This window comes from Veillonella parvula (genome assembly GCF_040097785.1).
In the GTDB taxonomy this organism is placed as follows: Bacteria; Bacillota; Negativicutes; order Veillonellales; family Veillonellaceae; genus Veillonella; species Veillonella parvula_D.
On record NZ_JBBNNS010000006.1, the window covers coordinates 76,339 to 102,765 of the forward strand.

At 39.1% G+C, this 26,427-nt stretch carries 16 protein-coding genes, 3 tRNA genes and 1 riboswitch; all 19 genes read left to right on the top strand.

Translation table 11 applies throughout. The features are described from left to right. Nucleotides 1-43 precede the first annotated feature (43 nt). A complete protein-coding gene (locus AAA071_RS09280; protein WP_004693585.1) occupies nucleotides 44-541 on the top strand; it encodes a metallophosphoesterase family protein in 498 nt (165 codons plus the stop codon). Between the two features lie 77 nt (nucleotides 542-618). Further along, the gene (speD, locus tag AAA071_RS09285) at nucleotides 619-1,401 is read left to right on the top strand and encodes an adenosylmethionine decarboxylase (RefSeq protein ID WP_008715652.1); all 783 of its coding nucleotides are present in this window, start codon (nucleotides 619-621) and stop codon (nucleotides 1,399-1,401) included. A 288-nt stretch (nucleotides 1,402-1,689) separates the two neighbouring features. Beyond that, entirely contained in the window at nucleotides 1,690-2,895 is a 1,206-nt protein-coding gene (locus AAA071_RS09290; protein WP_004693580.1) for an NAD(P)-dependent malic enzyme, read from the top strand. Between the two features lie 380 nt (nucleotides 2,896-3,275). Then, a tRNA-Pro gene (locus AAA071_RS09295) sits at nucleotides 3,276-3,352 on the top strand. Between the two features lie 10 nt (nucleotides 3,353-3,362). After that, nucleotides 3,363-3,436, top strand: a tRNA-Gly gene (locus AAA071_RS09300). A 101-nt stretch (nucleotides 3,437-3,537) separates the two neighbouring features. Continuing rightward, nucleotides 3,538-3,614, top strand: a tRNA-Arg gene (locus AAA071_RS09305). Nucleotides 3,615-3,980: 366 nt separating this feature from the next. Next, nucleotides 3,981-11,426 carry a YadA-like family protein gene (locus AAA071_RS09310; RefSeq protein ID WP_349234144.1) on the top strand — a complete coding sequence of 2,482 codons (7,446 nt, stop codon included), beginning with the start codon at nucleotides 3,981-3,983 and terminating at the stop codon, nucleotides 11,424-11,426. 293 nt (nucleotides 11,427-11,719) lie between these two features. Beyond that, on the top strand, nucleotides 11,720-13,873 hold the full coding sequence (locus tag AAA071_RS09315; protein ID WP_302132464.1) for an ATP-dependent Clp protease ATP-binding subunit: 2,154 nt from the start codon (nucleotides 11,720-11,722) through the stop codon (nucleotides 13,871-13,873). A gap of 77 nt (nucleotides 13,874-13,950) precedes the next feature. Continuing rightward, a riboswitch (TPP riboswitch) is annotated at nucleotides 13,951-14,058 on the top strand. Between the two features lie 78 nt (nucleotides 14,059-14,136). Next, nucleotides 14,137-15,441, top strand: a complete 1,305-nt coding sequence (thiC, locus tag AAA071_RS09320) for a phosphomethylpyrimidine synthase ThiC (RefSeq protein ID WP_302132465.1) — start codon at nucleotides 14,137-14,139, stop codon at nucleotides 15,439-15,441. Nucleotides 15,442-15,461: 20 nt separating this feature from the next. Further along, nucleotides 15,462-15,662, top strand: coding sequence for a sulfur carrier protein ThiS (gene thiS, locus AAA071_RS09325; RefSeq protein ID WP_302132466.1), 201 nt, complete (start codon nucleotides 15,462-15,464; stop codon nucleotides 15,660-15,662). Between the two features lies 1 nt (nucleotide 15,663). Then, complete coding sequence (locus AAA071_RS09330; RefSeq protein WP_302132467.1) at nucleotides 15,664-16,434, top strand: thiazole synthase; 771 nt, start codon at nucleotides 15,664-15,666, stop codon at nucleotides 16,432-16,434. A 9-nt stretch (nucleotides 16,435-16,443) separates the two neighbouring features. Next, entirely contained in the window at nucleotides 16,444-17,544 is a 1,101-nt protein-coding gene (thiH, locus tag AAA071_RS09335; RefSeq protein WP_302132468.1) for a 2-iminoacetate synthase ThiH, read from the top strand. 12 nt (nucleotides 17,545-17,556) lie between these two features. Further along, entirely contained in the window at nucleotides 17,557-18,195 is a 639-nt protein-coding gene (thiF, locus tag AAA071_RS09340; RefSeq protein WP_302132469.1) for a sulfur carrier protein ThiS adenylyltransferase ThiF, read from the top strand. Continuing rightward, complete coding sequence (gene thiE / locus AAA071_RS09345) at nucleotides 18,196-18,843, top strand: thiamine phosphate synthase (RefSeq protein WP_302132470.1); 648 nt, start codon at nucleotides 18,196-18,198, stop codon at nucleotides 18,841-18,843. A 181-nt stretch (nucleotides 18,844-19,024) separates the two neighbouring features. Continuing rightward, on the top strand, nucleotides 19,025-19,792 hold the full coding sequence (locus AAA071_RS09350; RefSeq protein WP_302132471.1) for a LamB/YcsF family protein: 768 nt from the start codon (nucleotides 19,025-19,027) through the stop codon (nucleotides 19,790-19,792). Nucleotides 19,793-19,934: 142 nt separating this feature from the next. Further along, nucleotides 19,935-21,131: an NRAMP family divalent metal transporter gene (locus AAA071_RS09355; protein ID WP_302132472.1), complete on the top strand. Its 1,197-nt coding sequence runs from the start codon at nucleotides 19,935-19,937 to the stop codon at nucleotides 21,129-21,131. Between the two features lie 74 nt (nucleotides 21,132-21,205). Continuing rightward, on the top strand, nucleotides 21,206-21,949 hold the full coding sequence (gene pxpB / locus AAA071_RS09360) for a 5-oxoprolinase subunit PxpB (protein WP_287510962.1): 744 nt from the start codon (nucleotides 21,206-21,208) through the stop codon (nucleotides 21,947-21,949). Between the two features lie 37 nt (nucleotides 21,950-21,986). After that, nucleotides 21,987-22,958, top strand: a complete 972-nt coding sequence (locus tag AAA071_RS09365; protein ID WP_399427239.1) for a 5-oxoprolinase subunit C family protein — start codon at nucleotides 21,987-21,989, stop codon at nucleotides 22,956-22,958. A gap of 663 nt (nucleotides 22,959-23,621) precedes the next feature. Beyond that, the coding region (locus AAA071_RS09370; RefSeq protein WP_349234145.1) for an ESPR-type extended signal peptide-containing protein at nucleotides 23,622-26,427 on the top strand (2,806 nt) is incomplete at its 3' end.

Sequence of the window (26,427 nt, forward strand, 5' to 3'; positions counted from 1 at the left end):
TTCATATAAATATATAATATAGTGGCATTAGAGATTAAATACAATGAAACGAATTGGCATTTTAAGTGACACTCATGGGTATCTAGAGGATATCGACCTCGTCTTGGCTGCTACCGCTGATCAAGACATTGATATGTGGCTTCATGCTGGCGATTTTGGAGATGACGCACGCTATATGCAGGAACATACTGATATTCCTGTATATGCTGTGCGTGGGAACAACGACCGGGTGCAACCGCTTGAACCACGAGAGCAATTAATTCCTCTTGAAGATACCTATATTTACATGACACATGGTCATGAGGTATCATATTATAATCGAATACAAAAACTGATTGAGTTAGGAACTGACATGGGTGCGCGACTCATCGTGTCCGGTCATAGCCATCATCATGGGGAGGTTCGTGCCCGTGATGCGGTATTTGTAAATCCTGGTAGTATTTCTTTGGCTCGTGATCGCTCCGGTGGTACCTTTGCCATCGTTACCTACGATAATGGACAGTTTGATGTAGAGTTTGTGTATAAACAAGATATTGTTTAGTTATATGGTGAAAGCTTCGGTTTTGAAACTTTCAAAAGGAATAATAAGTCTATGCATGGAAAGGGTTATGACATATCATGGATACACCAGTTAAAGCAAAGCCTAAAATGAAGTTATATGGTTTTAACAATCTCACGAAAACATTGAGTTTTAATATTTATGATATTTGTTATACTCGTACGGAAGAAGAGAAAAAACAATACATTCAGTACATTGATGAAGTATACAATGCGGATCGTTTAACGGCTATTTTGACGGAAGTTAGCCATATCATCGGCGCCAATATCCTTAATGTAGCGAAACAAGATTATGATCCACAAGGTGCTTCTGTTACGATTTTAATTTCTGAAGAGGAAATTGAAAAAGAAGATGTAGTTATGCATTTAGATAAATCGCATCTTACTGTACATACGTATCCTGAAAGCCATCCGCACAAAGGGATTAGTACATTCCGTGCCGACATTGAAGTGTCTACATGTGGACAAATCTCTCCGCTAAATGCACTTAATTATTTAATTCAAAGTTTTGACTCTGATATTCTTACCTTGGATTATCATGTACGTGGCTTTACTCGGGACGTGTCTGGTAAGAAAATTTATATTGATCATCGCATCAATTCTATTCAAAATTACATCAGTGCAAAAACTCGCAACATGTACAACATGATTGATGTAAATGTATATCAAGAAAATATTTTCCATACAAAGATGATGTTAAAAGAATTTGATTTAGATAATTATCTCTTTGGCATCACTGAGTCAGAGTTGAGCGATCGTGAAATCAAGCAAATTAAACATCAATTAAAACAAGAAATGATGGAAATCTTCTATGGACGCAATTTGCCATCTGTAAAAGCTTAAAGACAGCTTTTATAACATTGATGTGACAGCTTTTATCGTATAATACGAAGATAGATTTGAAGTAGATAAGCTTTATATGGTTTATCTACTTTTTTATAATTTACTTTATTACTACGGGAGCTTAATCTTTATTACTACGGGAGCTTAATGATAGTTGTTTTTAAAAAATTCAAAAAACTATATCGAAAAAACTTGAATTATGATTTAGCATTTTGTATAATACAATTAGTTAAAGGTATAAATTACCGACTCTAAAGAGTCCGAGTGTATCCACAAAGGAGAATTGTTATGGACGTACGTGAATTAGCTGTACAAAAAAAACGTGAATTAAAAGGTTTCCTTACTGTAGGAACAAAATATGAATTAAAAGACGCTCATGATTTATCTGTAGCTTACACACCAGGTGTAGCAGAACCATGTTTGCGTATTAAAGATAATGAAGCAGAATCCTTCGAATTAACTTGCCGTTCCAACATGGTTGCCGTTGTATCTGACGGTACTCGTGTACTTGGTCTTGGTGATATTGGCGCTGCAGCAGCATTGCCAGTAATGGAAGGTAAATCCTTATTGTTCAAAAAATTCGGTGATGTAGACTGCATTCCATTGGTTGTAGATACAAAAGATGCTGATACATTGATCAACACAGTAAAATTGTTGCAAAAAAACTTTGCTGGTATTAATTTAGAAGATATTTCCTCTCCTAAATGTTATGAAGTTGAAAATCGTTTGAAAGCAGAATTAGAAATTCCTGTATTCCACGATGACCAACATGGTACTGCTATCGCATGTTTAGCTGGTGTAAAAGGCGCTCTTCGTTTGGTTAAAAAGGATTTAGCTACTGCTAAAATCGTTGTAAACGGTGCTGGTGCGGCGGGTGCTAATATTGCTCGCTTATTATACCTTGCAGGTGCTCGTGATATTACATTGTTGGTATCCTCTGGCGTATTGCATAAAGACTACAAACGTCTTGACTCTTTACAAGCTGAATTAATCGATTTACTTAAACTTGAAGAAAAACATGGCGATTTGGCTGAAAATGCTAAAGGTGCTGATATTCTTCTTGGTGTATCTGCAGCAGGTGCTTTTACAAAAGAAATTTTGGAAAGCTTAGCTGACGATGCAATTGTATTTGCAATGGCTAACCCTAACCCAGAAGCAACATATGCTGATATGAAAGCTGCTGGTATCCGTGTTGCTGGTACAGGTCGTTCCGACGCTCCTAACCAAATCAACAACGTAGCAGTATTCCCAGGCGTATTCCGCGGTGCTATCGACGTTCGTGCGTCTCAAATCACTGATGAAATGAAATTAGCTGCTGCTGACGCTTTGGCTCACTTGATTCCTGATAGTGAATTGAACGAAGAAAACGTAATGCCATCCGTATTCGATCCTCGCGTAGCTCCAGCTGTTGCTAAAGCAGTTGCTGAAGTTGCTGTAAAACAAGGTATTGCTAAAAATCCTCAAGCAATAGAAGATGGTAGCTACGAAGGTTAATTTATTTGCTTTACTAGCATTTTATAATTTTATATAACCATAGAACAATACAACATGCACCTCGAAAGGGGTGCATGTTTTTATATGATCGATTAAGTATATGATTGGCTTTATACTATTAGGGCGAATAATCTATAGATTAAAATGATATAGAGGCGTAGGCGTATAGGATAATAGAAGTAAGGATAGATATATATTAAAGAATGTATTAATGTATCAGTAAAAAAATTAATGAAGTTGTAAAAAAGTACTTGTCACTAGTTTCTATCAATGATATAATAATTTTCGTTGCAGAGCGATACTCAAGAGAGTAAGAACTCAGCAAGAGTAGTGGTTGACATCAACTACCGGGTTTGCTATAATAGCAAAGTAATTAATGACGGGGCATAGCGCAGTTTGGTAGCGCACCTGGCTTGGGACCAGGGGGTCGCAGGTTCGAATCCTGCTGCTCCGACCATTTTTTATTTGCGGGTGTAGCTCAATGGTAGAGCCCCAGCCTTCCAAGCTGGTCGCGAGGGTTCGATTCCCTTCACCCGCTCCATTTTTTTTTGCCTTTTTTAGGGTATACTAAGATAGGGTGTAGTTGACGATACATAGTACATAATTTATACTATAATAGATAATTATATAGGTAATCCACATGGTTCAGTAGCTCAGTTGGATAGAGCAACGGCCTTCTAAGCCGTGGGTCGGGGGTTCGAATCCCTCCTGGATCACCAAAGAAATAAGCGGATAGTTCGTAATGAGCTATCCGTTTTTGTTTGCGTTTTTAGCATAGTTACACATAAAAAAACTGTAAAAAGATAAACCTGTATTAAAAATGAATAAAATTTCATAAACTAATATATGAATGAGTAAAATAATGTACTTATAAGATGGTATAAGTCTAAAAAAGAATTAAAATAATACTATAAACACTGGATTTTTGTATGATGATAAAGCATGAATGAAAAATGAATTTATCTTGATTGTTATATTGATGATTTTATATAATTATAAATATTATGGTTAATTATAAGCTTTCATATGTAAGTATGAGGTTTTATAAATGGATATCTAGGTTATAGTTGTAATAGGAGTGTTTCATGAATAAGATTTTCAAGGTGATTTGGAGTAAAAGCAAAGAGTGTTATGTAGTTGTGTCTGAGATAGCAAATAACTATAGTGCTAAAAAGGCTGTATTGACTAGTGTTTTTGCTGTGTTGACGGTAACTGGTGGTGCAGCTCATGTTATGGGGGCGACTTTACCGTCGGAGCTAACAGACAAAGGCTCTATTAAAATCGGTCAGTATGCAACTACAAGTAATATGTCTAGTATAGTTATAGGGACTAGCAGTCAATTTAGAACTTCTTCAGTTGATGGGTATAGGGCAATTGGTATTGGCTCTGGGATTATTGCTAGTGGTAATAATAGTGTTTCTATCGGTGGACATTCTCGAGCAACAGAAGATCAGGCAATTGCTATTGGGGGTGCGTCTGATGATAGTGGTGCTAAAGCGACTGGTTCTCAATCTATTGCTATCGGTGGTAATACTGTAGCTAGTGGGGATTCCTCTATTGTAGTAGGTGGTGATGACGTAGAGGTTGCATTCGCTAGAACTGTAACTTATACAGATATTAACACTGGACAAGCTAAAACGGGGACATTGAGACAGGCATCTATTGATTTGGCGAATATCCAATTGCCTCAATATATCACCGCTACAGCTAGTCATGCAGGGACTGCCATTGGGATGAAAACTAAAGCTGGTGACTTGGGTCTTTCTCTCGGCATGGGGGCGGATTCCGCTACTCGCCTAGATGGTAAGGCTGGTAATGTAGTTAACGCTATCGCTATTGGTGCCGGTGCAAAAGCTAATCGGGATAACTCCATTGCAATCGGTGGTGGTGCTAATACTGATGCAGCGGGTGTAGCACAAACAAGCTATACTATGAGTAATGGAGATACGGTTAACTGGGCCGGTGGTGAAAATGTGTTGCCTGGTGACGTGGTATCATTCGGTGCTCCTGGTTATGAACGTCAGCTTAAAAATGTAGCTCCTGGTATTGTCAGTGCAACTTCTACAGATGCGGTGAATGGCTCTCAGTTATATGCAATAGCTGAGAAGACTTTATCTAAATATATTTCTATTAAATCTGATTTGGCTGGAAATAAATCTAATAAAGGTGCAGAAGCAACTGATTCTATGGCTATAGGTCCGGATGCTTCTACAACAACTGCTGCTACTAAAGGGACTGCTTTAGGTACCGGTGCAACTGTTACTGTAGCGAATGGTGTAGCTGTAGGTTCACAGTCTAAAGCAAGCACAGCTAGCGGTGTAGCAGGCTATAATGTAAATGACTCTAGAACCGATAAATATGGATCTTTATCCGGTAAAGCATTGACATCTACTTTAGGTGCCTTTGCTGTAGGTAATGAGACTAATACACGTCAAATCACAGGTGTGGCTGCTGGTACAGCTGATACAGATGCTGTAAATGTGGCACAGTTAAAGAGTGTGAATTTGAAAGTAGCTGGAGATACTGGTACAGGTGATGTTAATCTTGCTAATAGTACTTTAAATATTAAAGGTGCTGGTCTTGCTAAAACGACTGCATCTGGTAAAGATGTAACAGTAACTGTGACAGAAAAAGCAGTTAAACAAGAAGCTGTTAAAGCGGTTGCAATGGCGGCAGCGGATCCTAATGGTCCAATTACTGTGACACCTGAGCTTAGTGCGGACAAAGATACAGCAACTTACAAAGTTGGTATCGATCCAACTAAAGTAGCAGAGACTACTAACTTGACCTATAAGGATAATGATGGTGCAGATAAGACCGTTACATTAAAGAAAGGCTTGAACTTTAAGAACGGTACTATGACGACTGCTACTACTGCTGCAGATGGGGTAGTAACTGTTGATATCAATGATGATACAAAGGCTAAAATCAATAATGCGGCAACAAATAAGCTAGATAACCTTACAGCAGATGGTGAACAAAAGGTTAAAAGCCTATCTGCATGGAAGGTAAAGGCTAATAACAGTAATGCTGAAACAGTAACAGGTGGAGATACCGTTACATTTAATGATGGTTCTAATATCGCTATTACACAAAATGGCAAGACATTTACTGTAGCGACTAAAAATGATGTAAACTTTAATACTGTAACAGCTACGACAAAGGTGACAACACCTGCAGTTGAAGGGCTTACAAATACGTCTTGGACACCTGGTACTACAACCCCTGTTAGTGGCCGTGCGGCAACAGAAGATCAATTGAAAGCCGTTGATACACAAGTAGCGACAAATAAAGATGATATTGCTACGAATAAGGCTAATATCAATAAAAATAAGGACAATATTGCAAAGAATGCGGACAATATCACGAAAAATGCTACAGAAATTGCCACAAATAAAGGTAATATTGCAACCAATACGGCAGCTTTGGCTCGTAAAATCTCTTTAGGTGGTAATACTGGTAGCACAACAGAAAAATCCTTAAGTACAGGAGATGTGAAGTTTAATGTAAAAGGTGCAGGCCTTGTAACGACTTCTGCAGCCGGTGATGATGTAACAGTAACCGTGACAGAAAAAGCAGTTAAACAAGAAGCTGTTAAAGCGGTTACAATGGCAGCGGCGGATCCTAATGGTGCGATTACTGTGACACCTGAACTTAGCGCGGACAAAGATACAGCAACTTACAAAGTTGGTATCGATCCAACTAAAGTAGCTGAGACTATTAACTTGACCTATAAGGATAATGATGGTGCAGATAAGACCGTTACATTAAAAAAAGGTTTGAACTTTAAGAATGGTACTATGACGACTGCTACTACTGCTGCAGATGGGTTAGTAACTGTTGATATCAATGATGATACAAAGGCTAAAATCAATAATGCGGCAACGAATAAGCTAGATAACCTTACACCAGAAGGTGAACAAAAGGTTAAGAGCTTGTCTGCTTGGAAAGTGAAAGCTAACAATGATAATGCTGAGACAGTAACAGGTGGAGATACCGTTACATTTAATGATGGTTCTAATATCGCTATTACACAAAATGGCAAGACCTTTACTGTGGCGACTAAAAATGATGTAAACTTTAATACTGTAACAGCTACGACAAAGGTGACAACACCTGCGGTAGAAGGACTTACTAATACGTCCTGGACACCTGGTACGACAACTCCTGTTAGTGGTCGTGCGGCAACAGAAGATCAATTGAAAGCCGTTGATACACAAGTAGCAACAAATAAAGATGATATTGCTAAAAATAAGGCTAATATCGATAAGAACAAGGATAATATTGCAAAGAATGCGGATAATATCACGAAAAATGCTACAGAAATTGCCACAAATAAAGGTAATATTGCAACCAATACGCAGAACATTGCAACTAATACGGCAGCCTTGGCTCGTAAGATTTCCTTAGGTGGCGATACAGGTAATACAACAGAGAAATCCTTGAGTACAGGTGATGTGAAGTTTAATGTAAAAGGTGCGGGCCTTGTAACGACTTCTGCAGCTGGTGATGATGTAACAGTAACTGTGACAGAAAAAGCAGTTAAACAAGAAGCTGTTAAAGCGGTTACAATGGCAGCAGCGGATCCTAATGGTCCGATTACAGTGACACCTGAGCTTAGCGCGGACAAAGATACAGCAACTTACAAAATTGGGATCGATCCAACTAAGGTAGCAGAATCTACTATCCTGACTTATAAGGATAATGATGGTGCAGATAAGACCGTTACATTAAAGAAAGGTTTGAACTTTAAAAACGGTACTATGACGACTGCTACTACTGCTGCAGATGGGGTAGTAACTGTTGATATCAATGATGATACAAAGGCTAAAATCAATAATGCCGCAACGAATAAGCTAGATAACCTTACACCGGAAGGCGAACAAAAGGTTAAGACCTTAGCAACATGGAATGTCGCTACTGCTGCTGATGGTGGAACTCATTCCGGTGATTCAACTAGTACTGTAACAGGCTCTGATACAGTGACTTTTAAAGCAGGTAATAACCTAAATGTAAATCAAACTGGTAGAGATATTATATTCTCCTTAAATAAAGAGATTTCTGATATGACTAGTTTAGGTCTCACGAATCCGGATGGTGCAAAGGCAACTATTAAGACTGGAAAAGGGGACGCTCATGTAGGTGAAACAGGCCAAGCGGATCGCATCGTTTATACTAATGCAGCTGGTACTGAAGAACAGGTAGCAACATTAAAAGACGGTTTGCAATTCAGTGGCGATAATAATCCTGAAGTTATTAATAAGACATTGAATCAAAAGTTAGAAGTTATTGGCGGTGCTGACGCAGCGAAATTGTCCGATAACAATATCGGTGTTAATGCAAAAGACGGTAAGTTGCACGTGCAATTGTCTAAAGAATTGAATGACTTGACTAGTGCTCAATTCAAAAACGGTAATGCTGTATCCACTATCAGTGGTGAAGGCACGACTGTGACAGACGGTACGAATACAGCTCAATACGGTCCTAAAGGTATGACCATTAATCCAGGTGCGAATGAAATATCTCTTACCGATAAAGGCTTAAACAATGGTGGTAAAGTCATCTCCAATGTAGCGAGCGGTGGTACAGTTGAGACAAATGCGGCGAACATCGGTGATGTGAAGAAAGCGGCAGCAGCATCCAAAACGACAGTATCTGTTAATAAGAAAGATACAGAAACTCCGAATTTGGTGCTAGAAGAAACTGTAGATCCTACTGATGGTCATACAAATTACGATATCAAGTTGGCAAATAAAGTTAACTTAGGAAATGATAAGGTTGTGCTTGATGGTGCAGATGGTACTGTTAAGGCAAAAGGTAATATTACATCCGAAGGTACTGTAGAAGGTAAAGACCTTAAAGCGGGTGATGTAACTGTTAACAAGGACAACAAAGGTACTGTGAACGGTTTATCGAATAAGACTTGGACTCGTGGACAGGCTCCTGTGAGCGGTCAAGCAGCGACAGAAGACCAAATCCAAGCGGTAGATACTCGTGTGATGGCCGTAGAAGATAAGGTAGCGGACTTCGGCTGGTTGGCGAAGAGCAGTGCTACAGGTACAGGCCAAGCGACAGGCAATAATGCGGCGACTAAGGTTGGGGACAAAACGGAAGTAGAATTCCGTGCCGGCGATAACCTCACTATTGACCAAACAGGCACTACTTTCACGTATTCCTTGAATAAAAACATGACAGGTCTTGAAAGTGTATCCGTAGGCGATGTGGCAAATGATAAACCGGGCGTTGTATTGAGCGGTGCTGACGGCACTATGGGTGTACGTGGTAAAGATGGTGCGAATGCATCTATTACAGCGGCTAAAGGTGCTGACGGCTTGACAGGTACTGGTGCTGGTAAAGATCGTATCGTTTATGAAACGAAAGACGCTAACGGTAATCCTGTTAAAGAAACCGTAGCAACAATGAACGATGGTTTACATTTCGCTGGCGATAACGGAAATACAGTTATCGATAAGACATTGAATGAAAAACTCGAAATCGTTGGTGGTGCTGATGCAGCGAAATTGTCCGATAACAATATCGGTGTCAATGCGAAAGACGGTAAGTTGCATGTACAGTTAGCTAAAGAATTGAATGACTTGACTAGTGCACAATTCAAAAATGGTAATGCTGTATCCACTATCAGTGGAGAGGGCACGACTGTGACAGACGGTACTAATACTACGAAGTATGGACCTAAAGGCATGACCATTAATCCTGGTGCTAACGAAATATCTCTTACTGATAAAGGTTTAAACAATGGTGGTAAAGTTATCTCCAATGTAGCGAGCGGTGGTGATGTTGATACGAATGCGGCGAACATAGGTGATGTGAAGAAAGCGGCTGCAGCATCTAAAACGACAGTATCTGTTAATAAGAAGAATACAGAAACTCCGAATTTGGTACTAGAAGAAACTGTAGATGCTGCTGATGGTCATACAAATTACGATATCAAGTTGGCGGATAAAGTTAACTTGGGCAATGGTAATATCGTTCTTGACGGAACTGATGGTAGCATCAAGACTAAAGGCAATATTACATCCGAAGGTACTGTAGAAGGTAAAGACCTCAAAGCGGGCGATGTAACTGTTAACAAGGACAATAAAGGTACTGTGAACGGTTTATCCAATAAGACATGGACTCGTGGGCAGGCTCCTGTAAGCGGTCAAGCAGCGACAGAAGACCAAATCCAAGCGGTAGATACTCGTGTTATCGCTGTAGAAGATAAGGTAGCGGACTTCGGTTGGTTGGCGAAGAGCAGTGCTACAGGTACAGGTCAAGCAACAGGTAATAACACAGCCACTAAAGTTGGGGACAAAACGGAAGTAGAATTCCGTGCCGGTGATAACCTCACTATTGACCAAACAGGTACAACTTTCACATATTCCTTGAATAAGAATATGACAGGTCTTGAAAGTGTATCCGTAGGCGATGTGGCAAACGATAAACCGGGCGTTGTATTGAACGGTGCTGACGGCACTATGGGCGTACGTGGTAAAGATGGTGCGAATGCATCTATTACAGCGGCTAAAGGTGCTGACGGCTTGACAGGTACTGGTGCTGGTAAAGATCGTATCGTTTATGAAACGAAAGATGCTAACGGCAATCCTGTAAAAGAAACCGTAGCGACTATGAATGACGGCTTGCATTTCGCTGGTGATAACGGAAATACAGTTATCGACAAGACATTGAATCAAAAACTTGAAATTGTTGGTGGTGCTGACGCAGCGAAATTGACTGATAACAATATCGGCGTTAATGCAAAAGACGGCAAGTTGCAAGTACAATTAGCTAAAGATTTAAATGGTTTGTCCAGTGTAGAAGTGAAGGACGATAATGGCGGATCCACTGTTATGAAAGGTGACACTATTAAGAGCAAAGATGCAGCAGGAAATACTTCTGTTGTAAATGGCTCTGGCGTGACTATCACACCTGCTAATCCGCAAAATCCAAATGCTGGTACAGTGTCTTTAACTACTGAAGGCTTGAATAATGGCAACAATCAAATCAAGGGCGTTGCAGCTGGTACAGCAGATACAGATGCAGTTAACCTTGGTCAATTGAAAAAATCTAATGCTCAGCTTGCTAATGCAATTGCTAATGTTGAATCCGAAACACAACGAGTAGGCGCTCATGCGGCGGCTATGTCAGCGTTGAAACCAATTCAATATGATCCATTAGAACCAACTCAAGTGATGGCTGGATATGGTAACTATCGTGGTAAGAGTGCAGCAGCATTAGGTCTTGCTCATTATACTAATGAAGATACAATGTTCAACGTGGGTGTTTCCGTAGGTGGACGTCATAATATGATTAATGCCGGCTATACTCACAAGTTTGGTAACAGCGATGCCAAAAAAGCTGTACCAGAACGCTACAAAGGCGGTCCAATCAGCTCCATTTATGTGATGCAGGATGAAATGACCTCTTTGAAACAAGAGAATAGTAGACAGAAAGAAGTATTGGATAAACAACAAGCTGAAATCGAATCGTTGAAAGCTATGGTTAATAGTTTACTAGCAACTAAAGGTTAATAACTAAATATAGTAATTGAAACGATGATTTCGCTATAGCATTCTTGTAGTGTTATCCGATGTCGTAAAGGAAAAAGGTTCCGTAGGAAGTTGATGGACGACAAGCCTCAACTGAAATACGGAACCTTTTTTGTTGTTAGAATATAAGGTCAAAAATATTTTGAAAATTTATCTTTTGACCTATTGACTTTTTGACTTTTAAGGGTTATTATAATGTCATAGGGTAAATAAACCCAGTAAAAATAGTATTAGTCAAATAGTTAAACTCTATGATGTATGAGGGGGTAAAATATATGAACAACAACTTTAACAACTTTGGTAATGAATTTTCTAGCATGAATGATTTGTTTAATCAATTGATGGGTAATATGGGTGGTTATTCCACAGAACGACGCAGTTATAAGATTAATGGTCGTGAAGTAACTCCAGAGGAGTTTGCTTACTACCGTCAAACTGGTCGCTTACCATCTAATGAAGAAATGCAAGCTGCTCAAGCTGCACAACAAGGTAAAATTAAACAAGATGGGATTCTTGCTCGTTTGGGGACAAACTTAACTCAACAAGCTCGTGATGGTAAACTTGATCCTGTAATTGGTCGAAATAAAGAAATCCAAGAAACAGCAGAAATCTTGGCGCGTCGTACTAAAAACAATCCTGTACTTGTAGGTGATGCTGGTGTTGGTAAAACCGCAGTAGTAGAAGGCTTGGCACAAGCTATTGTAAATGGTGATGTTCCAGCAGCTATTAAAAATAAAGAAATCATTTCTATCGATATTTCCGGCTTGGAAGCTGGTACTCAATACCGTGGTTCTTTCGAAGAAAACATTCAAAACCTTATTAAAGAGGTAAAAGCCGCTGGCAATATTATCTTGTTCTTTGATGAAATTCACCAAATTTTGGGTGCTGGTTCCACCGGTGATGGTCAAGGCTCCAAAGGCTTGGCAGATATCTTGAAGCCTGCTTTGTCTCGTGGTGAAATGACAGTTATCGGTGCTACAACACAAGATGAATACCGTAATACAATCATGAAGAACGCAGCTCTCGCTCGTCGTTTCAATGAAGTAAAGGTAAACGCGCCATCTCCAGAGGATACTTTCAAAATCTTACAAGGCATTCGTCCATTATACGAAGCGCATCATAACATTGAATTGCCAGACGCCGTGTTGAAAGCCGCTGTAGATTATTCCGTACAATATATCCCGCAACGTAGCTTGCCAGATAAAGCTATCGACTTAATCGACGTAACGGCAGCTCATTTGGCGTCCCAACATCCTGTAACAGATATTAAAACTTTGGAAGCAGATATTGCTGATGCTAAAGCAAAACAAGAGGAATATGCTCAAAAAGAAGACTATGAATCTGCGATTAATGAAAAAATGCGTATTCAAAAGTTACAAGCAGAGCTTGATAACCATACAGAAAATCAAAAGGTAGTGGCTAAGGTTAACGATGTAGCAGAAGCCGTTGAAAGAATGACTGGTATCCCTGTATCTCAAATGGGTGCATCTGATATCGAGCGCTTGAAAGACATGAAATCTCGTTTAGAAGCTCATGTAATTGGTCAAGATAAAGCCGTAGAAGCTGTATCTAAAGCAATTCGTCGTAACCGCGCAGGCTTTGATGAAGGCAACCGTCCAATCGGTAGCTTCTTATTCGTAGGTCCTACAGGTGTTGGTAAGACAGAATTAGCTAAACAATTAGCTCTAGATATGTTCGGTAGCAAAGATGCAATCATTCGTTTGGATATGTCCGAATACAGTGATCGCACAGCCGTATCTAAATTAATTGGTGCTACAGCTGGTTATATTGGTTACGAAGATAACTCTAATACATTGACTGAACGCGTACGTCGTAATCCTTATTCCATCGTATTATTCGACGAAATCGAAAAAGCAGATCCTCAAGTTATTACATTACTTCTTCAAGTATTGGATGATGGTCGCTTAACAGATGGTCAAGGTAACACAGTAAACTTTAAAAATACCGTTATCATCGCTACATCCAATGCAGGTTTCGGTTATGGTAGTGACAATGATGATGAAAATAAAGTAGATGTAATGGAACGCATTGCTCCATTCTTCCGTCCAGAGTTCTTGAACCGTTTCAACGCAGTTATCGAGTTCAATCAATTGAGCAAAGAAGATTTGAAAAAAATTGTAGATTTGATGCTTGATCAAGTGAATAAAACTTTAGCTAAAAAAGACATCACTCTTGATGTAACAGATGCAGCTAAAGAATTGTTGATGGAACAAGGGTATGACAAAACTATGGGCGCTCGTCCATTACGTCGTGTTATCGAATCTGAAATCCGCGATAATGTAACTGACTTCTACTTGGATCACATCGATGCTAAACACTTGCTTGCTGATGTTAAGGATGGGCACATTGTAATCTCTGAAAAAGCAGATTCCGATGATAGTAAAGACCAAAATAAGGCTGAGAAATAAATAATAGATGTATAAGTGTCCGAATAATCATTTGACAAATCTGAATAAAGTAGTAATATTAAAAGCATAATTATATAGTGAGTATGCAAGGGAGCCTATTATATAGGCTGAGAAAGGGCTGCGAGCACCTGACCTTTATACCTGATCGGGATCATGCCCGCGTAGGAAGCACGCTAATACTTAATACGGGTATCGATCATTTTGTTCGATACCCGTTTTTGCATACCTAACTATATATGTCTTTTATATAGGAGGATGTAAAAATGTTTATGACACAATTGGAATCGGCTGTGGCTGGCGTAGTTACGAAGGAAATGAAAGTAGTCGCGGAAAAAGAATGTATGGATGAAGAGGTATTACGCTCCCTAGTGGCAGCAGGAAAGGTTGTTATCCCTTGTAACAAGCAGCATACTAGCATTTCGCCTGAGGGGATTGGTAAGCGTTTAAGAACAAAAGTCAATGTTAATTTGGGTACATCGAAAGACGTTACTGATTATGATAGTGAAATTGAAAAGGTTAATCGAGCCATTCGACTTGGAGCAGAGTCGATCATGGATCTTTCCACTCATGGTGACACTCGTATTTTTAGACGTAAATTAATCGAGACATCGCCAGTAATGATTGGTACGGTGCCTATCTATGATAGTGTCATTCATCATCAAAAAGATTTGGGTGAATTAACGGCTCAAGACTTCTTGGATACTATCCGATTACACGCTCAAGATGGTGTAGATTTTATTACTATCCACAGTGGTATTACGAGGAAAACAATAGATCAAATTAAGAATCATAAACGGATGCTTAATATTGTTAGCCGCGGAGGGAGTTTGGTATTTGCGTGGATGAGTATGACAGGCCATGAAAATCCATTCTATGAATACTTTGATGAAATCTTAAAGATTTGTAAAGAATATGATGTTACTTTGTCTTTAGGTGATGCTTGTCGTCCAGGTTGCTTGGCGGATGCAACTGATGTGTGCCAAATTGAAGAGCTTGTAAGGCTTGGTGAATTGGCAAAACGAGCGAAACAATATGGTGTACAAGCTATGATTGAAGGACCTGGGCATGTACCTTTACATCAAATACAAATGAATATGGAAATACAAGAGTCCTTGTGTGATGGAGCGCCATTCTATGTGTTGGGACCGCTCGTCACAGATATTGCTCCTGGGTATGACCATATTACAGCTGCCATTGGTGGGGCTGTAGCGGGTATGCATGGGGCGTCATTCTTGTGCTATGTTACACCAGCGGAACATTTAGCCTTACCAAATGCAGATGATGTAAAAGATGGGATTATGGCTTTTAAAATAGCGGCGCATGCTGCAGATATTGCTCGTGGTATTTCTAATGCAAGAGATATAGATGACACTATGGCTAAGGCACGTCAGGTTCTTGATTGGGAGGCACAATATGCTTGTGCCCTTGATCCTGAACGGGCTCGTTCTATTCGTGAAAGTAGAGCACCAGAGGAAGATCATAGTGAAACCTGTTCGATGTGCGGCAAGTTTTGTGCTGTACGCAGTATGAATAAAGCTTTACAAGAAGAATATATTGATATTTTATAAGCTTTTTCATATGGGAGGGCATGATGGATTTGATTGTTAATGGAGAGCTAAAGCATGTTGTAGGTAAGCAACTTCATTTGGTTCTTGATGAATTAGGCTATTCTGGTAAACACTTTGTAGTTGAGCTTAATGGCGAGATTCTTAGTAAGGAAGCATATACAACCACTAAATTAACGGCTGCTGATAGATTAGAGATTGTTAGCTTTGTAGGAGGTGGTTGATATGTTGGATTCATTTACTGTAGGTAATACAAGATTTTCTAGTCGCTTATTAGTAGGAACAGGGAAATATGCATCCTATAATTTGATGCGTGATGCATTGGTAGCATCGAAGTCAGACATTGTGACGGTTGCTCTTAGGCGAGCAGGTACAACACAAAGTGAAGAGGATATATTAAATTATATCCCTGATAGGATGCATTTATTACCGAATACATCGGGTGCCAGAAATGCAGACGAGGCTATACGTATTGCACGCATGGCAAGAGCGTTAGGCTGTGGTGATTTGATTAAGATTGAAGTCATTCAAGATCAAATGTATTTGATGCCCGATAATCTAGAGACTATTAAAGCTACTGAAGTGTTGGCAAAGGAAGGGTTTATCGTCTTTCCTTATATGAGTCCTAATTTGATGGATGCAAAACGACTAGTAGATGCTGGTGCTAGTTGTGTTATGCCCCTCGCTTCGCCTATTGGTAGCAATCGTGGACTTGAAGCAAAAGGATTGATAGAAATTTTAATCAACTCTATTGATGTGCCAATTATTGTTGATGCGGGAATAGGCAGACCTTCCGATGCAACAATAGCTATGGAAATGGGGGCTAGTGCGGTTCTTGTTAATACGGCTATTGCTACGAGCACAGATCCAGTAGGTATGGCAGAGGCTTTTTATCATGCTGTAGAGGCTGGACGGAAAGCATATCTAGCAAAATGTGCACCTAAGAAGTTTGTAGGCAGTGCATCTTCACCGTTAACTGGTTTCTTGCGAAAGTAAGGTGAGAATATGTCATTTTTAGATGTGCTTTCAAGAGTTTCTGACAAAGATATAGCTGAAACATTAGAGGTGATAACTGGTGATGAAATACTTTCAACACTCTCTAAACCTGCGTTAGCTATTGATGATGTACTTATTCTGTTATCACCTCAAGCCCTACCATATTTAGAAGATATGGCGCAGTTAGCTCATGAGCGGACGGTACAGCAATTTGGTTATACCATACAGCTGTTTACGCCTATGTACATTTCAAACTATTGCGACAATGGTTGTGTTTATTGTGGATATAGTCATCATAGTGGAATTGCCCGTGAAAAACTAAGCTTAAACGATATTGAGCTTGAAGCGAAAGCAATCGCTGAAACGGGATTAGAGCAAGTCTTGGTATTAACTGGCGAGTCTAAATCTTGCAGTCCACCGTCGTATATACAGGCCGCTGTAGAAAAATTGGTTCCTATTTTTAGTAGCGTTAGTATTGAGGTGTATTCGCTTACGCTGGAGGAATATAAAGGATTAGTCGCAGCTGGAGCAGATGGAATGACGATGTTCCAAGAGACATATAATCCGACTTTGTATGCGCAATTACATCCATTTGGGCCTAAGAGTGATTTTGCAAAGCGCATTGATACGCCTGAGTTGGCTTGTCAGGCTGGATTTAGAGTGGTCAATATTGGTGCTTTAATGGGCCTTGATGAATGGCGTAGAGAGGCATACAAGACGATGTTACATCTTAATTATCTTGTGCAACATTATCCAGATGTAGAATTATCTGTTTCCGTTCCAAGAATTCGACCTTGTGCAGTAGGTTATTCACCAAAATATCCTGTAGATGATACGGCATTAGTTCAATATATTTTAGCTTTGCGTCTTTTGTTTCCCCGTGTGGGAATTACACTTTCCTCTCGTGAAAGCAAGTACATGCGTGATAATCTGGTGAGACTGGGGATTACAAAACTTTCAGCTGACGTAACGACCTCTGTAGGGGGACATACAAAACAAGATGATTCTAGCCAATTTACAATCAGTGATAATCGCAGTGTAAGTGAAATGGCTGTAATGCTCGAAAATAATGGGTATCAACCCATTTATAAAGATTGGCAGACGCTATGAGGAGATATATGTATGGCTCATATGAATAATGAATTTGAAACGGCTATATCTCACTTCTATAGTCCTGAGGAGTTTCGTAAATTGCAGAATTCAGTAGTAGGTATTTTAGGTGCTGGCGGATTGGGATCCAATTGTGCTGTTAATCTTGTACGTAGTGGTATTCGAAATCTAATTGTTGCAGATTATGACATTGTAGAGCTAAGTAATTTAAATCGACAATACTATTTTTCGTGTCATGTAGGGCAGTATAAGGTAGAAGCATTACAAGATGTGTTAACTGCCATTAATTCAAATGTTATCGTTAAGATTTATAAGGATAAATTGACAACCGAAAATATATCTGAAATCTATAAAAAAGCCGATATTTTGATAGAAGCCTTTGATGCGGTAGAAGCTAAATCTATGTTTTTAGAGGCTGCAACCTCAGTAGATGTACCTAAAATCATGGTATCCGGATTGGCTGGAATAGGTAATTCCGATGGGTTACGAACTAAAAAGCTAGGTCGAAATTTATATATTGTTGGTGACGAGCATTCCGGTGTAGACAATGCCTATCCTTATGCACCACGTGTGGCTATTGCTGCTGCAAAACAGGCGGATCTAGCGTTATCACTTTTACTAGAAAAGACCATGTCTAATGAGGTGAAATAAGTGGACAGAAAAGATAAATTGACAGAGGCAATGAATGCTTGCCCTATATATGGAATTACGGGCGGTACTCGAGATGTGATTCCTCTTGTGAAAGACATGCTAAGTGCAGGGATACGAATTATTCAGTATCGTGAAAAGGGAAAAACGCCTATTCTGCGATATCAGGAGGCTATGATTTTGAGGCGGTTGACCTATGATTATCATGCTCTATTAATTATTGATGATTATGTTGATCTTGCGCTAGCTGTACATGCTGATGGTATTCATATTGGACAAGATGATTTGCCGCCTAATACGGTAAGACGGATTGTAGGGCCTAATATGTTGATTGGGTGGTCAACCCATAGTATATCCGACCTAAAGGCGGCAAACAGATATACGGGTGTTATAAATTACATTGGGGTAGGGCCTATTTTTTCTACACAGACAAAACCCAATGCTAATCCTGTAGGAATTTCTTATATATATTGGGCAAAGCAATTTAGTAAGTTTCCTATTGTTGCTATTGGGGGGATTAAAACGACAAATGCTGATATCGTTTGGCAAGCGCATCCCGATTTTATTTGTGCCGTTTCTGAAATAACAGAGTCGGACAATATACAAAATACGGTTTATGAGCTTATGACTGGATATAGTAGAGTCAGATAAAAAAATTGAGTTTACATACAAACCACAAGATTATAATCTTGTGGTTTTTTAGTTATAAAAGAATTTTGTATACATGATAAAAATCATTGCTAACACATCGATTTATTTAGTATAATCGTATCATTAAATTCGATATTCTATAGAATTTATAAAATAAATAAAGATGGAGAGGTAATAGTATATGTCTCATTATGTAGATTTAAATAGTGATTTAGGCGAAAGTTTTGGTAATTATACATTAGGCATGGATAGTGAAGTATTAAATCACGTAACAAGTGCTAATATTGCTTGTGGTTGGCACGCTGGAGATCCTCTTATTATGGAGGCGACTGTCCGCATATGTAAAGAAAAAGGAGTTGCCGTAGGGGCACATCCTGGTTATCCAGATTTGATGGGATTTGGTCGTCGTGCGATGGCAGTAAATCCTGCTGAGGCAAAAGCCTATATGATATACCAACTGGGCGCACTACAAGCTTTTTGTGATAGCCATGACCTTATTTTACAGCATATGAAGTTACACGGTGCCTTTTACAATACAGCTTGTGTTACACCTGTAATAGCTGATGCAATTTTAGATGGTTTACAAGCAGTAAATCCCAATATTGCGGCCATGGTATTGAGTGGTAGCTATATTGCTCAAGAGGCACAGCGACGAGGTATTCCTGTTATACAGGAAGTGTTTGCCGATCGTGGCTACACAGAGGAGGGAACATTGGTTCCTCGTACAGAAGTAGGTGCTTTCATCAAAGACCCACAAGAGGCTTTAGACCGAGTACTGATGATGGTTACAAAGGGGAAGGTTGTTACTAATACGGGGAAGACCATTGATATTGTGGCCGACTCCGTATGTGTTCATGGTGATAACCCAGAAGCGATAGCTTTTACAAGGTATATTCGGGATGGGCTTACAAAAGCTGGTGTAACGGTGGCAAATTTTCAACACCGATAACGCTATTAAATACATTAAAATAAATGCGTAATTAATACCAACAAAAAATGCAAATATAAGTATTAAAAGTAAGTATTACATGTAAGTATGAGCTTTAAGCAATAAGTATGGCATAGATTAATTATTATATGTGGAGGTTCCTATGAAACCAATTACAGGTAAAGCGAGTTTCTCTGTCCTATTAGGGGCAGCTTTCTTAATGGCCACGTCTTCCATTGGACCTGGCTTTATGTTACAAACGGCAGCATTTACAAATGAGCTAAAAGCAGACTTTGCATTTGCTATTGTTGTATCAGTTATTTTCTCTATTATTGCACAGCTTAATGTGTGGACGATTATTGGCGTATCCCAAATGCGTGGTCAAGATATTGCGAATAAGGTATTGCCAGGCCTTGGTTATATAGTGGCATTTTTAATTTCCCTTGGTGGCTTGGCCTTTAATATCGGTAATATTGGTGGTGCTTCTATGGGCCTCAATATTATATTTGGTATCGACACAACAACAGCGGCCGCTATTAGCGGTATCTTGGGTATCTTACTATTTACATCTAAGAAGATGGGTGGTGTTTTAGATAATACGGCTAAAGTACTCGGTACTGTTATGCTTGTTCTTATCGCTTACGTAGCCCTTTCAACAAATCCTCCAGTAGGGACAGCAGTAACTCATGCGATAGTACCTACGAATTATCCGTGGCTTGCTACGATAACTCTTATTGGAGGTACCGTAGGTGGATATATAACATTCTCTGGTGGTCACCGCCTCATTGATGCTGGTATTACAGGTCAAGAGCATTTAAAAGATGTACGTCGTGCAGCAATTATGGGAATGTCTGTAGATGCATTAGTTCGAGTGTTATTGTTCTTAGCCGTTTTAGGTGTAGTATCCATGGGCTTTGTGCTAGATTCTAAAGACCCAGCAGGCTCTGCGTTTCTTCTCGGCGCTGGTGAAATCGGACATAAATTATTTGGTATAGTGTTCTTCTGTGCTGCATTGACCTCTGTAGTAGGGGCTGCCTACACATCAGTATCCTTCTTAAAAACATTATTTAAGATTGTAGAGCGAAATGAAAAATTGACTATTATGGCGTTTATTTTTATTTCTACATGTATCTTAATCTTTATTGGTAAACCAGCATCTCTATTGATTTTAGCGGGCTCTGTAAACGGTCTAATCTTGCCTGTTACGTTGGCAGTTATGCTCGTTGCTACTCATAAATCCGAAATCGTAGGGGCATACAAACACAATAAACTTTTATATTATACAGGGTGGATTGTAGTGCTCGTAACATCTTACATTGGTGTTACATCTTTAAAAGGCATTGCTAAGTTACTAGGTTAATTAATTATCTGTGAAAGCACCATTACGTTCGGCTTGAATGTGATGGTCCTTTCTAGTTATAGCAGGAGGTACATATGAAACCTACAATTTCACCTGTAGGGGATTGCGCTATCTCTATTGATTTTGGTCAAGTAATCGATCCAAAGATTAATCGACAAATCCGACAAGTTATAGAGCAGATTAAAGTCTTACAGCTAGATGGAATTATTGAACTAGTTCCTACATACTGTGCATTGCTTGTTCAATATGATGCAATGGTGTATACGTATTCAGACATTTGTAGAATTCTTGATCCTATATTACAAGAATCTGTAACAGACAGCGTAATTGAACGTGTTATGATTGTTGAAATACCTACCGTATATGGTGGTGAGTTTGGTCCAGATTTAGGCTTTATAGCCTCTCATAATCATATAAGTGAAGATGAGGTCGTATCCATTCATAGTGGTACAGATTATTTAGTTTATATGCTAGGCTTTATTCCTGGATTTACCTATTTAGGAGGGATGGACCCACGCATTGCAACGCCGCGGTTGTCTTCACCAAGAACTTTGATTCCTGCCGGTTCTGTAGGTATTGCAGGGGAACAGACTGGTACATATCCATCAGATTCTCCAGGGGGCTGGCAGATTATTGGACGCACACCTTTGACTATGTATGACATGTCTAAAAAGCAAGCTGCCCTATTAAGGGCAGGGGACTACGTTCGTTATGTGCCTATCGATGAAAACGAATTCCATAGGATTAAATCCTTGGGTATGGAATATATTCCATCTATATATGAAATAGAAAGTGGTGATTTGCGTGGATATAAATGAGTTTCAGCGTGCTTTAATCTGCGTAGATGCTCCGGGTATGTATACAACGATTCAAGATGTAGGGCGTATTGGCTTTCAACAATATGGTATGCCTGTGGCAGGTCCTATGGATAGTGAAAGCTATCTATTGGGACAGGCTCTAGTAGGAAACAAGGAACCTCTAGGTGCTTTAGAATGTACCGTGTTACCTCCTACGCTAATTGTTCAAGGCACATGTATTGTTGCTTTTACAGGGGCCGACATGCACCCAACCATTAACAATGTAGTCGTGCCTCGATATATACCTTTTATTTGTCACGACGGGGATATTATTTCTGGTGGCTTTAGCCAATGTGGCGTGCGTATGTATATTGCTTTCTCTGGTGGTATTGATGTTCGCACTATTAACGGTAGCGTATCCACTCATACAAAGGCTAACATAGGTGGTTTTGAGGGGCGTCCATTACAAGCGGGCGATCAATTTGGCATTAAAGCATTTACTAGAGACGAAGTGCATGTGTGCGACTTCTATGGTAGTCATAACTTATTCAATACTGCCTTATATAACCGCGGCGGTCGTGAGTGTCACGAACCTTTGCGTGTTGTTCTTGGGAATCAAGCAAAGTATTTTACAGAAAAAGGGATCAAGACTTTTGGGAGTAAAATATATACGTTGACTGTGCAATGTGATCGCATGGGCTTCCGCTTAGATGGTCCTGTCATAGAGCATATAGAGAGTGCGGATATTATTTCCGATGGAGCTGTTTTTGGTTCTATTCAAGTTCCGTCAGATGGCAATCCTATAGTGCTCATGGCAGATCGGCAAACAACAGGTGGCTATACAAAGATTGGTACTGTGATTACGGCAGATTTACCTAGGTTAAGCCAATTGCCAGTAGGGGACGGAATTCATTTTGACATTATATCTGTTGAAGAAGCACAAGAAATATATCGTACCTATATGAGACGCTTACATAAGCGAATACAATTAGCACACGAACAAAGTTTATATGTTTTTAAAGTAAGTTAATTAGATTCCTTGTTTAATTATATAAACTAGTAATAAAGCTATTTCGTAGATTGTTATTTCTATGAGATAGCTTTTTATTATGTAATATAAGATGAACTCGATTAAATGTTGATAAAAATTGAAGCATAATAATCTAAAAGCAATACATGATACGTTAAATGCTGTATAACAAGATAATAGTGATCTATAAGAGGCTTAACTTAATCGATAATAATCTGAGCATATTTTTTTTGAAAGGTGTAGTAACTCAATCACTGATTAAGGGAGGACACATAAAGTTTTATAAAAATTTAATGAATTGATTATGTCTATAGTGATGACATGTAACTAAGTCCATAATATCTAGTTAAACACAAGTTTTTTTAGTACATATAATCTCATAAACGAAATTTAAATAATTGATTATGAGTTTATATTCATTTTATCTCTTCTGTATGGTATAAAATAATCCCGTATTTTATATGATTATGTGATATGAATCACCATAAAACGCATTGCTACGCTATTTTTGTGATACTTATAATCATGAAAAATAAATGAAAATGCTTGATAGTGTATTAAAGGTTTTGATATACTTAACATATTGAAAATATTGAAATTCTCATATGATTTACCATATGAAGAAGCATAGAGGGAGCATTAATATAGTTTATAGGAGAAAATATGAATAAGATTTTCAAAGTGGTTTGGAGCAAATCAAAAAATTGTTACGTAGTAGTATCTGAGTTCGCTAAGAATAATAGCGGAAAAAAGAAAATTATTGTAGCAACTATCTTTGCTGCATTAGCAATGTCTAGTGCTAGCATTTCTATGGCGTCAAATGATGTGCCTGCTGGCTTGCCTGCTTCAGCAGTAGGGTTGGGGCCAAGTGCTTCTGTTACTGGAGACAAAGCTGTAGGTTTTGGTTATAAAGCAGCTGCTGCTGGCGGAAATTCTGTTGTTATTGGTTCTAACGCTAGTGTTGCTACTGGTAGTCCACAAGGGATCGCTATTGGTGGTGGTAACTATAATAATGAAGGTGCAAGAGTAATTGGGGAGCAAGCAATCGCCATCGGGGGAAATACATTAGCCAAAGGCCACTCTTCTATTGTTATTGGTGGCGATGATGTAGTTAAAGCTGATGGTATAAAAGTTATTTACACTACAAGTGATGGAGCGACTCAAACTGGGGACTTGCGTAGTGCTGTTCAAAGTTTAACTGGCTTTGATATGAGAACCCCAATGTATACAATGGCGACGGCTGGCGAATCCGGTATCACATTAGGGATGAAAGGTCAGTCTGGTAATGTGGGAATTGCCATTGGTACTGGTGCAAATGCAAAGGATCGTTTAGCAGGAACTGCTACTGGCGCTACTGGTCAACAAAATGATGATGTAACAAATGCTATTGCTATTGGTACAGGGGCTAGGGCAAATCGCGATAATGCTATTGCTCTTGGTGGCGGTTCTAATACTGATATAGGTGGATCAAAACAATCTAGCTATACATTGCCGAATGGCACTGTTGCTTCTTGGGCTGGTGGCGATAAAACATTACCAGGTGATATTGTATCCTTTGGTTCTGCAGGTTATGAACGTCAATTAAAACACGTGGCTCCTGGTGAAGTAAGTGCAACTTCTACAGATGCAATTAATGGTTCTCAGCTTAGTGCTCTCGTAGACCAAGTCACTTATAAATACATATCTATAAAATCAACTGATGCTGGTAATAAAGATAATACTGGTGCTACAGCACCTAATTCTATTGCTATTGGTCCCAATGCCGCGACAGATGCATCTGCGAGTCGTTCTGTAGCTGTTGGTGATGGCGCTAGAGGTAAAGTAGTAGATGGTGTAGCTGTTGGTTCAAAATCTATAGCTGATATTGCTTCAGGCGTAGCGGGATATAATGTTAATGCTAGTCGTACAGATATATATGCTGGTTTAAGTGGTGCTGCCCTAACATCTAAATTAGGTGGTGTTGCTGTTGGTACGACAAACCAAACACGTCAAATTAATTATGTTGCTGCAGGTACTGCTGATACAGATGCAGTAAACGTGGCACAGTTAAAGAGTGTTAATCTAGCTTTTACAGGTGATACTGGTACAGGCGATGTAAACCTTGCTAATAGTAAATTAGCTGTAAATGGTGATAATACATACATTAGTACTACAGCTAATGGTAAGAAAATTACAGTTTCTGGTAAAAAGCAAGATATCACGGTAGCAAATGGTAGCGCTACAGCGACTGCTGGTATGGCGGATTCTGCTAATGTAGCTAATGCAATTAACCAAGCTATTGATCAAAACAAATACGGTTGGAACCTTTCTGCTAATGGCGAAGCTATACCAGTAGCCGTTGAAAAAGGAAATACAGTAGATTTTTCTGGTGACGATAATGTTACGGTTGCTAGAAATGATAAGAAAATCTCTGTAGCCTTGAAGAAAGATCTTTCTAAATTAAACAGTGCATCTTTCAATAATGCTGGCGGTAATGAAACTGTAAAAATTGATGGTGACAAAGGTATCAATGCTGGGAATTTGAATGTTACGAATGTAGCAGATGGTATCGCTGATAAAGATGCTGTTAATGTATCTCAATTGAAAAAAGTTGACGATAAAGCTGAAGCTAACAAAACTGCTATTGATACAAATAAAACTGCAATCGCTAAAAATGTAGGTGATATTGCAACAAACAAGGCTGACATTGCCACCAATAAAGATAATATTGCGACGAACAAACAAAAAATTGCCGACAATAAAACTGCAATAGATAAAAATACTGGTGATATTGCAACGAATAAGGCTGACATTGCCACCAATAAAGACGATATTGCAACGAACAAGCAAAAAATTGCCGACAATAAAACTGCAATTGATAAAAATACAGCTGATATTGCTACAAACAAAACGGATATTGCTACCAATAAGGACAATATTGCTGCGAACAAGCAAAAAATAGCTGACAATAAAACTGCAATTGATAAAAATACTGGTGACATTGCTACAAACAAAGCTGAGATTGCAACTAATAAGGATAACATTGCAACCAATAAAGCTAACATCGACAAAAACACGACAGCTATCGCTCGTAAGATTTCTTTAGGTGGTAACTCTGGCTCTACCGATGAAAAATCCTTGAGCACAGGTGATGTGAAATTTAACGTAAAAGGGGAAAATGGTCTTACTACTGTTGCTAATGGCGATGATGTGACTGTTAAACTCGATGATGCAACTAAAAGTAAAGTCGACAATGCAGCTGATCGAGACTTGAGTAATTTGACTCCTGACGGTAAGCAACAAGTTAAGGCTTTAGCCGCTTGGAATGTAGTAGCTAATAATGAAACGGCTGAAAAGGTTGAGGGTGGTAACACTGTTAAATTCATCGATGGTGATAACATTTCCATTACTCAAAATGGTAAAGACTTTACCATTTCCACTAAGAAAGATGTAACTTTTGATACGGTAACTGCTAATCAAACGATTACAG

What these genes read in the sequence shown, in the direction of transcription:
- AAA071_RS09330 (WP_302132467.1), top strand. Translation starts at nt 15,664, where the DNA reads ATGTTGGATTCATTTACTGTAGGTAATACAAGATTTTCTAGTCGCTTA.
- thiH (WP_302132468.1), top strand. Translation starts at nt 16,444, where the DNA reads ATGTCATTTTTAGATGTGCTTTCAAGAGTTTCTGACAAAGATATAGCT.
- AAA071_RS09315 (WP_302132464.1), top strand. Translation starts at nt 11,720, where the DNA reads ATGAACAACAACTTTAACAACTTTGGTAATGAATTTTCTAGCATGAAT.
- thiS (WP_302132466.1), top strand. Translation starts at nt 15,462, where the DNA reads ATGATGGATTTGATTGTTAATGGAGAGCTAAAGCATGTTGTAGGTAAG.
- AAA071_RS09350 (WP_302132471.1), top strand. Translation starts at nt 19,025, where the DNA reads ATGTCTCATTATGTAGATTTAAATAGTGATTTAGGCGAAAGTTTTGGT.
- AAA071_RS09310 (WP_349234144.1), top strand. Translation starts at nt 3,981, where the DNA reads ATGAATAAGATTTTCAAGGTGATTTGGAGTAAAAGCAAAGAGTGTTAT.
- thiF (WP_302132469.1), top strand. Translation starts at nt 17,557, where the DNA reads ATGGCTCATATGAATAATGAATTTGAAACGGCTATATCTCACTTCTAT.
- pxpB (WP_287510962.1), top strand. Translation starts at nt 21,206, where the DNA reads ATGAAACCTACAATTTCACCTGTAGGGGATTGCGCTATCTCTATTGAT.
- AAA071_RS09355 (WP_302132472.1), top strand. Translation starts at nt 19,935, where the DNA reads ATGAAACCAATTACAGGTAAAGCGAGTTTCTCTGTCCTATTAGGGGCA.
- thiC (WP_302132465.1), top strand. Translation starts at nt 14,137, where the DNA reads ATGTTTATGACACAATTGGAATCGGCTGTGGCTGGCGTAGTTACGAAG.
- AAA071_RS09290 (WP_004693580.1), top strand. Translation starts at nt 1,690, where the DNA reads ATGGACGTACGTGAATTAGCTGTACAAAAAAAACGTGAATTAAAAGGT.
- speD (WP_008715652.1), top strand. Translation starts at nt 619, where the DNA reads ATGGATACACCAGTTAAAGCAAAGCCTAAAATGAAGTTATATGGTTTT.
- AAA071_RS09365 (WP_399427239.1), top strand. Translation starts at nt 21,987, where the DNA reads ATGTATACAACGATTCAAGATGTAGGGCGTATTGGCTTTCAACAATAT.
- AAA071_RS09280 (WP_004693585.1), top strand. Translation starts at nt 44, where the DNA reads ATGAAACGAATTGGCATTTTAAGTGACACTCATGGGTATCTAGAGGAT.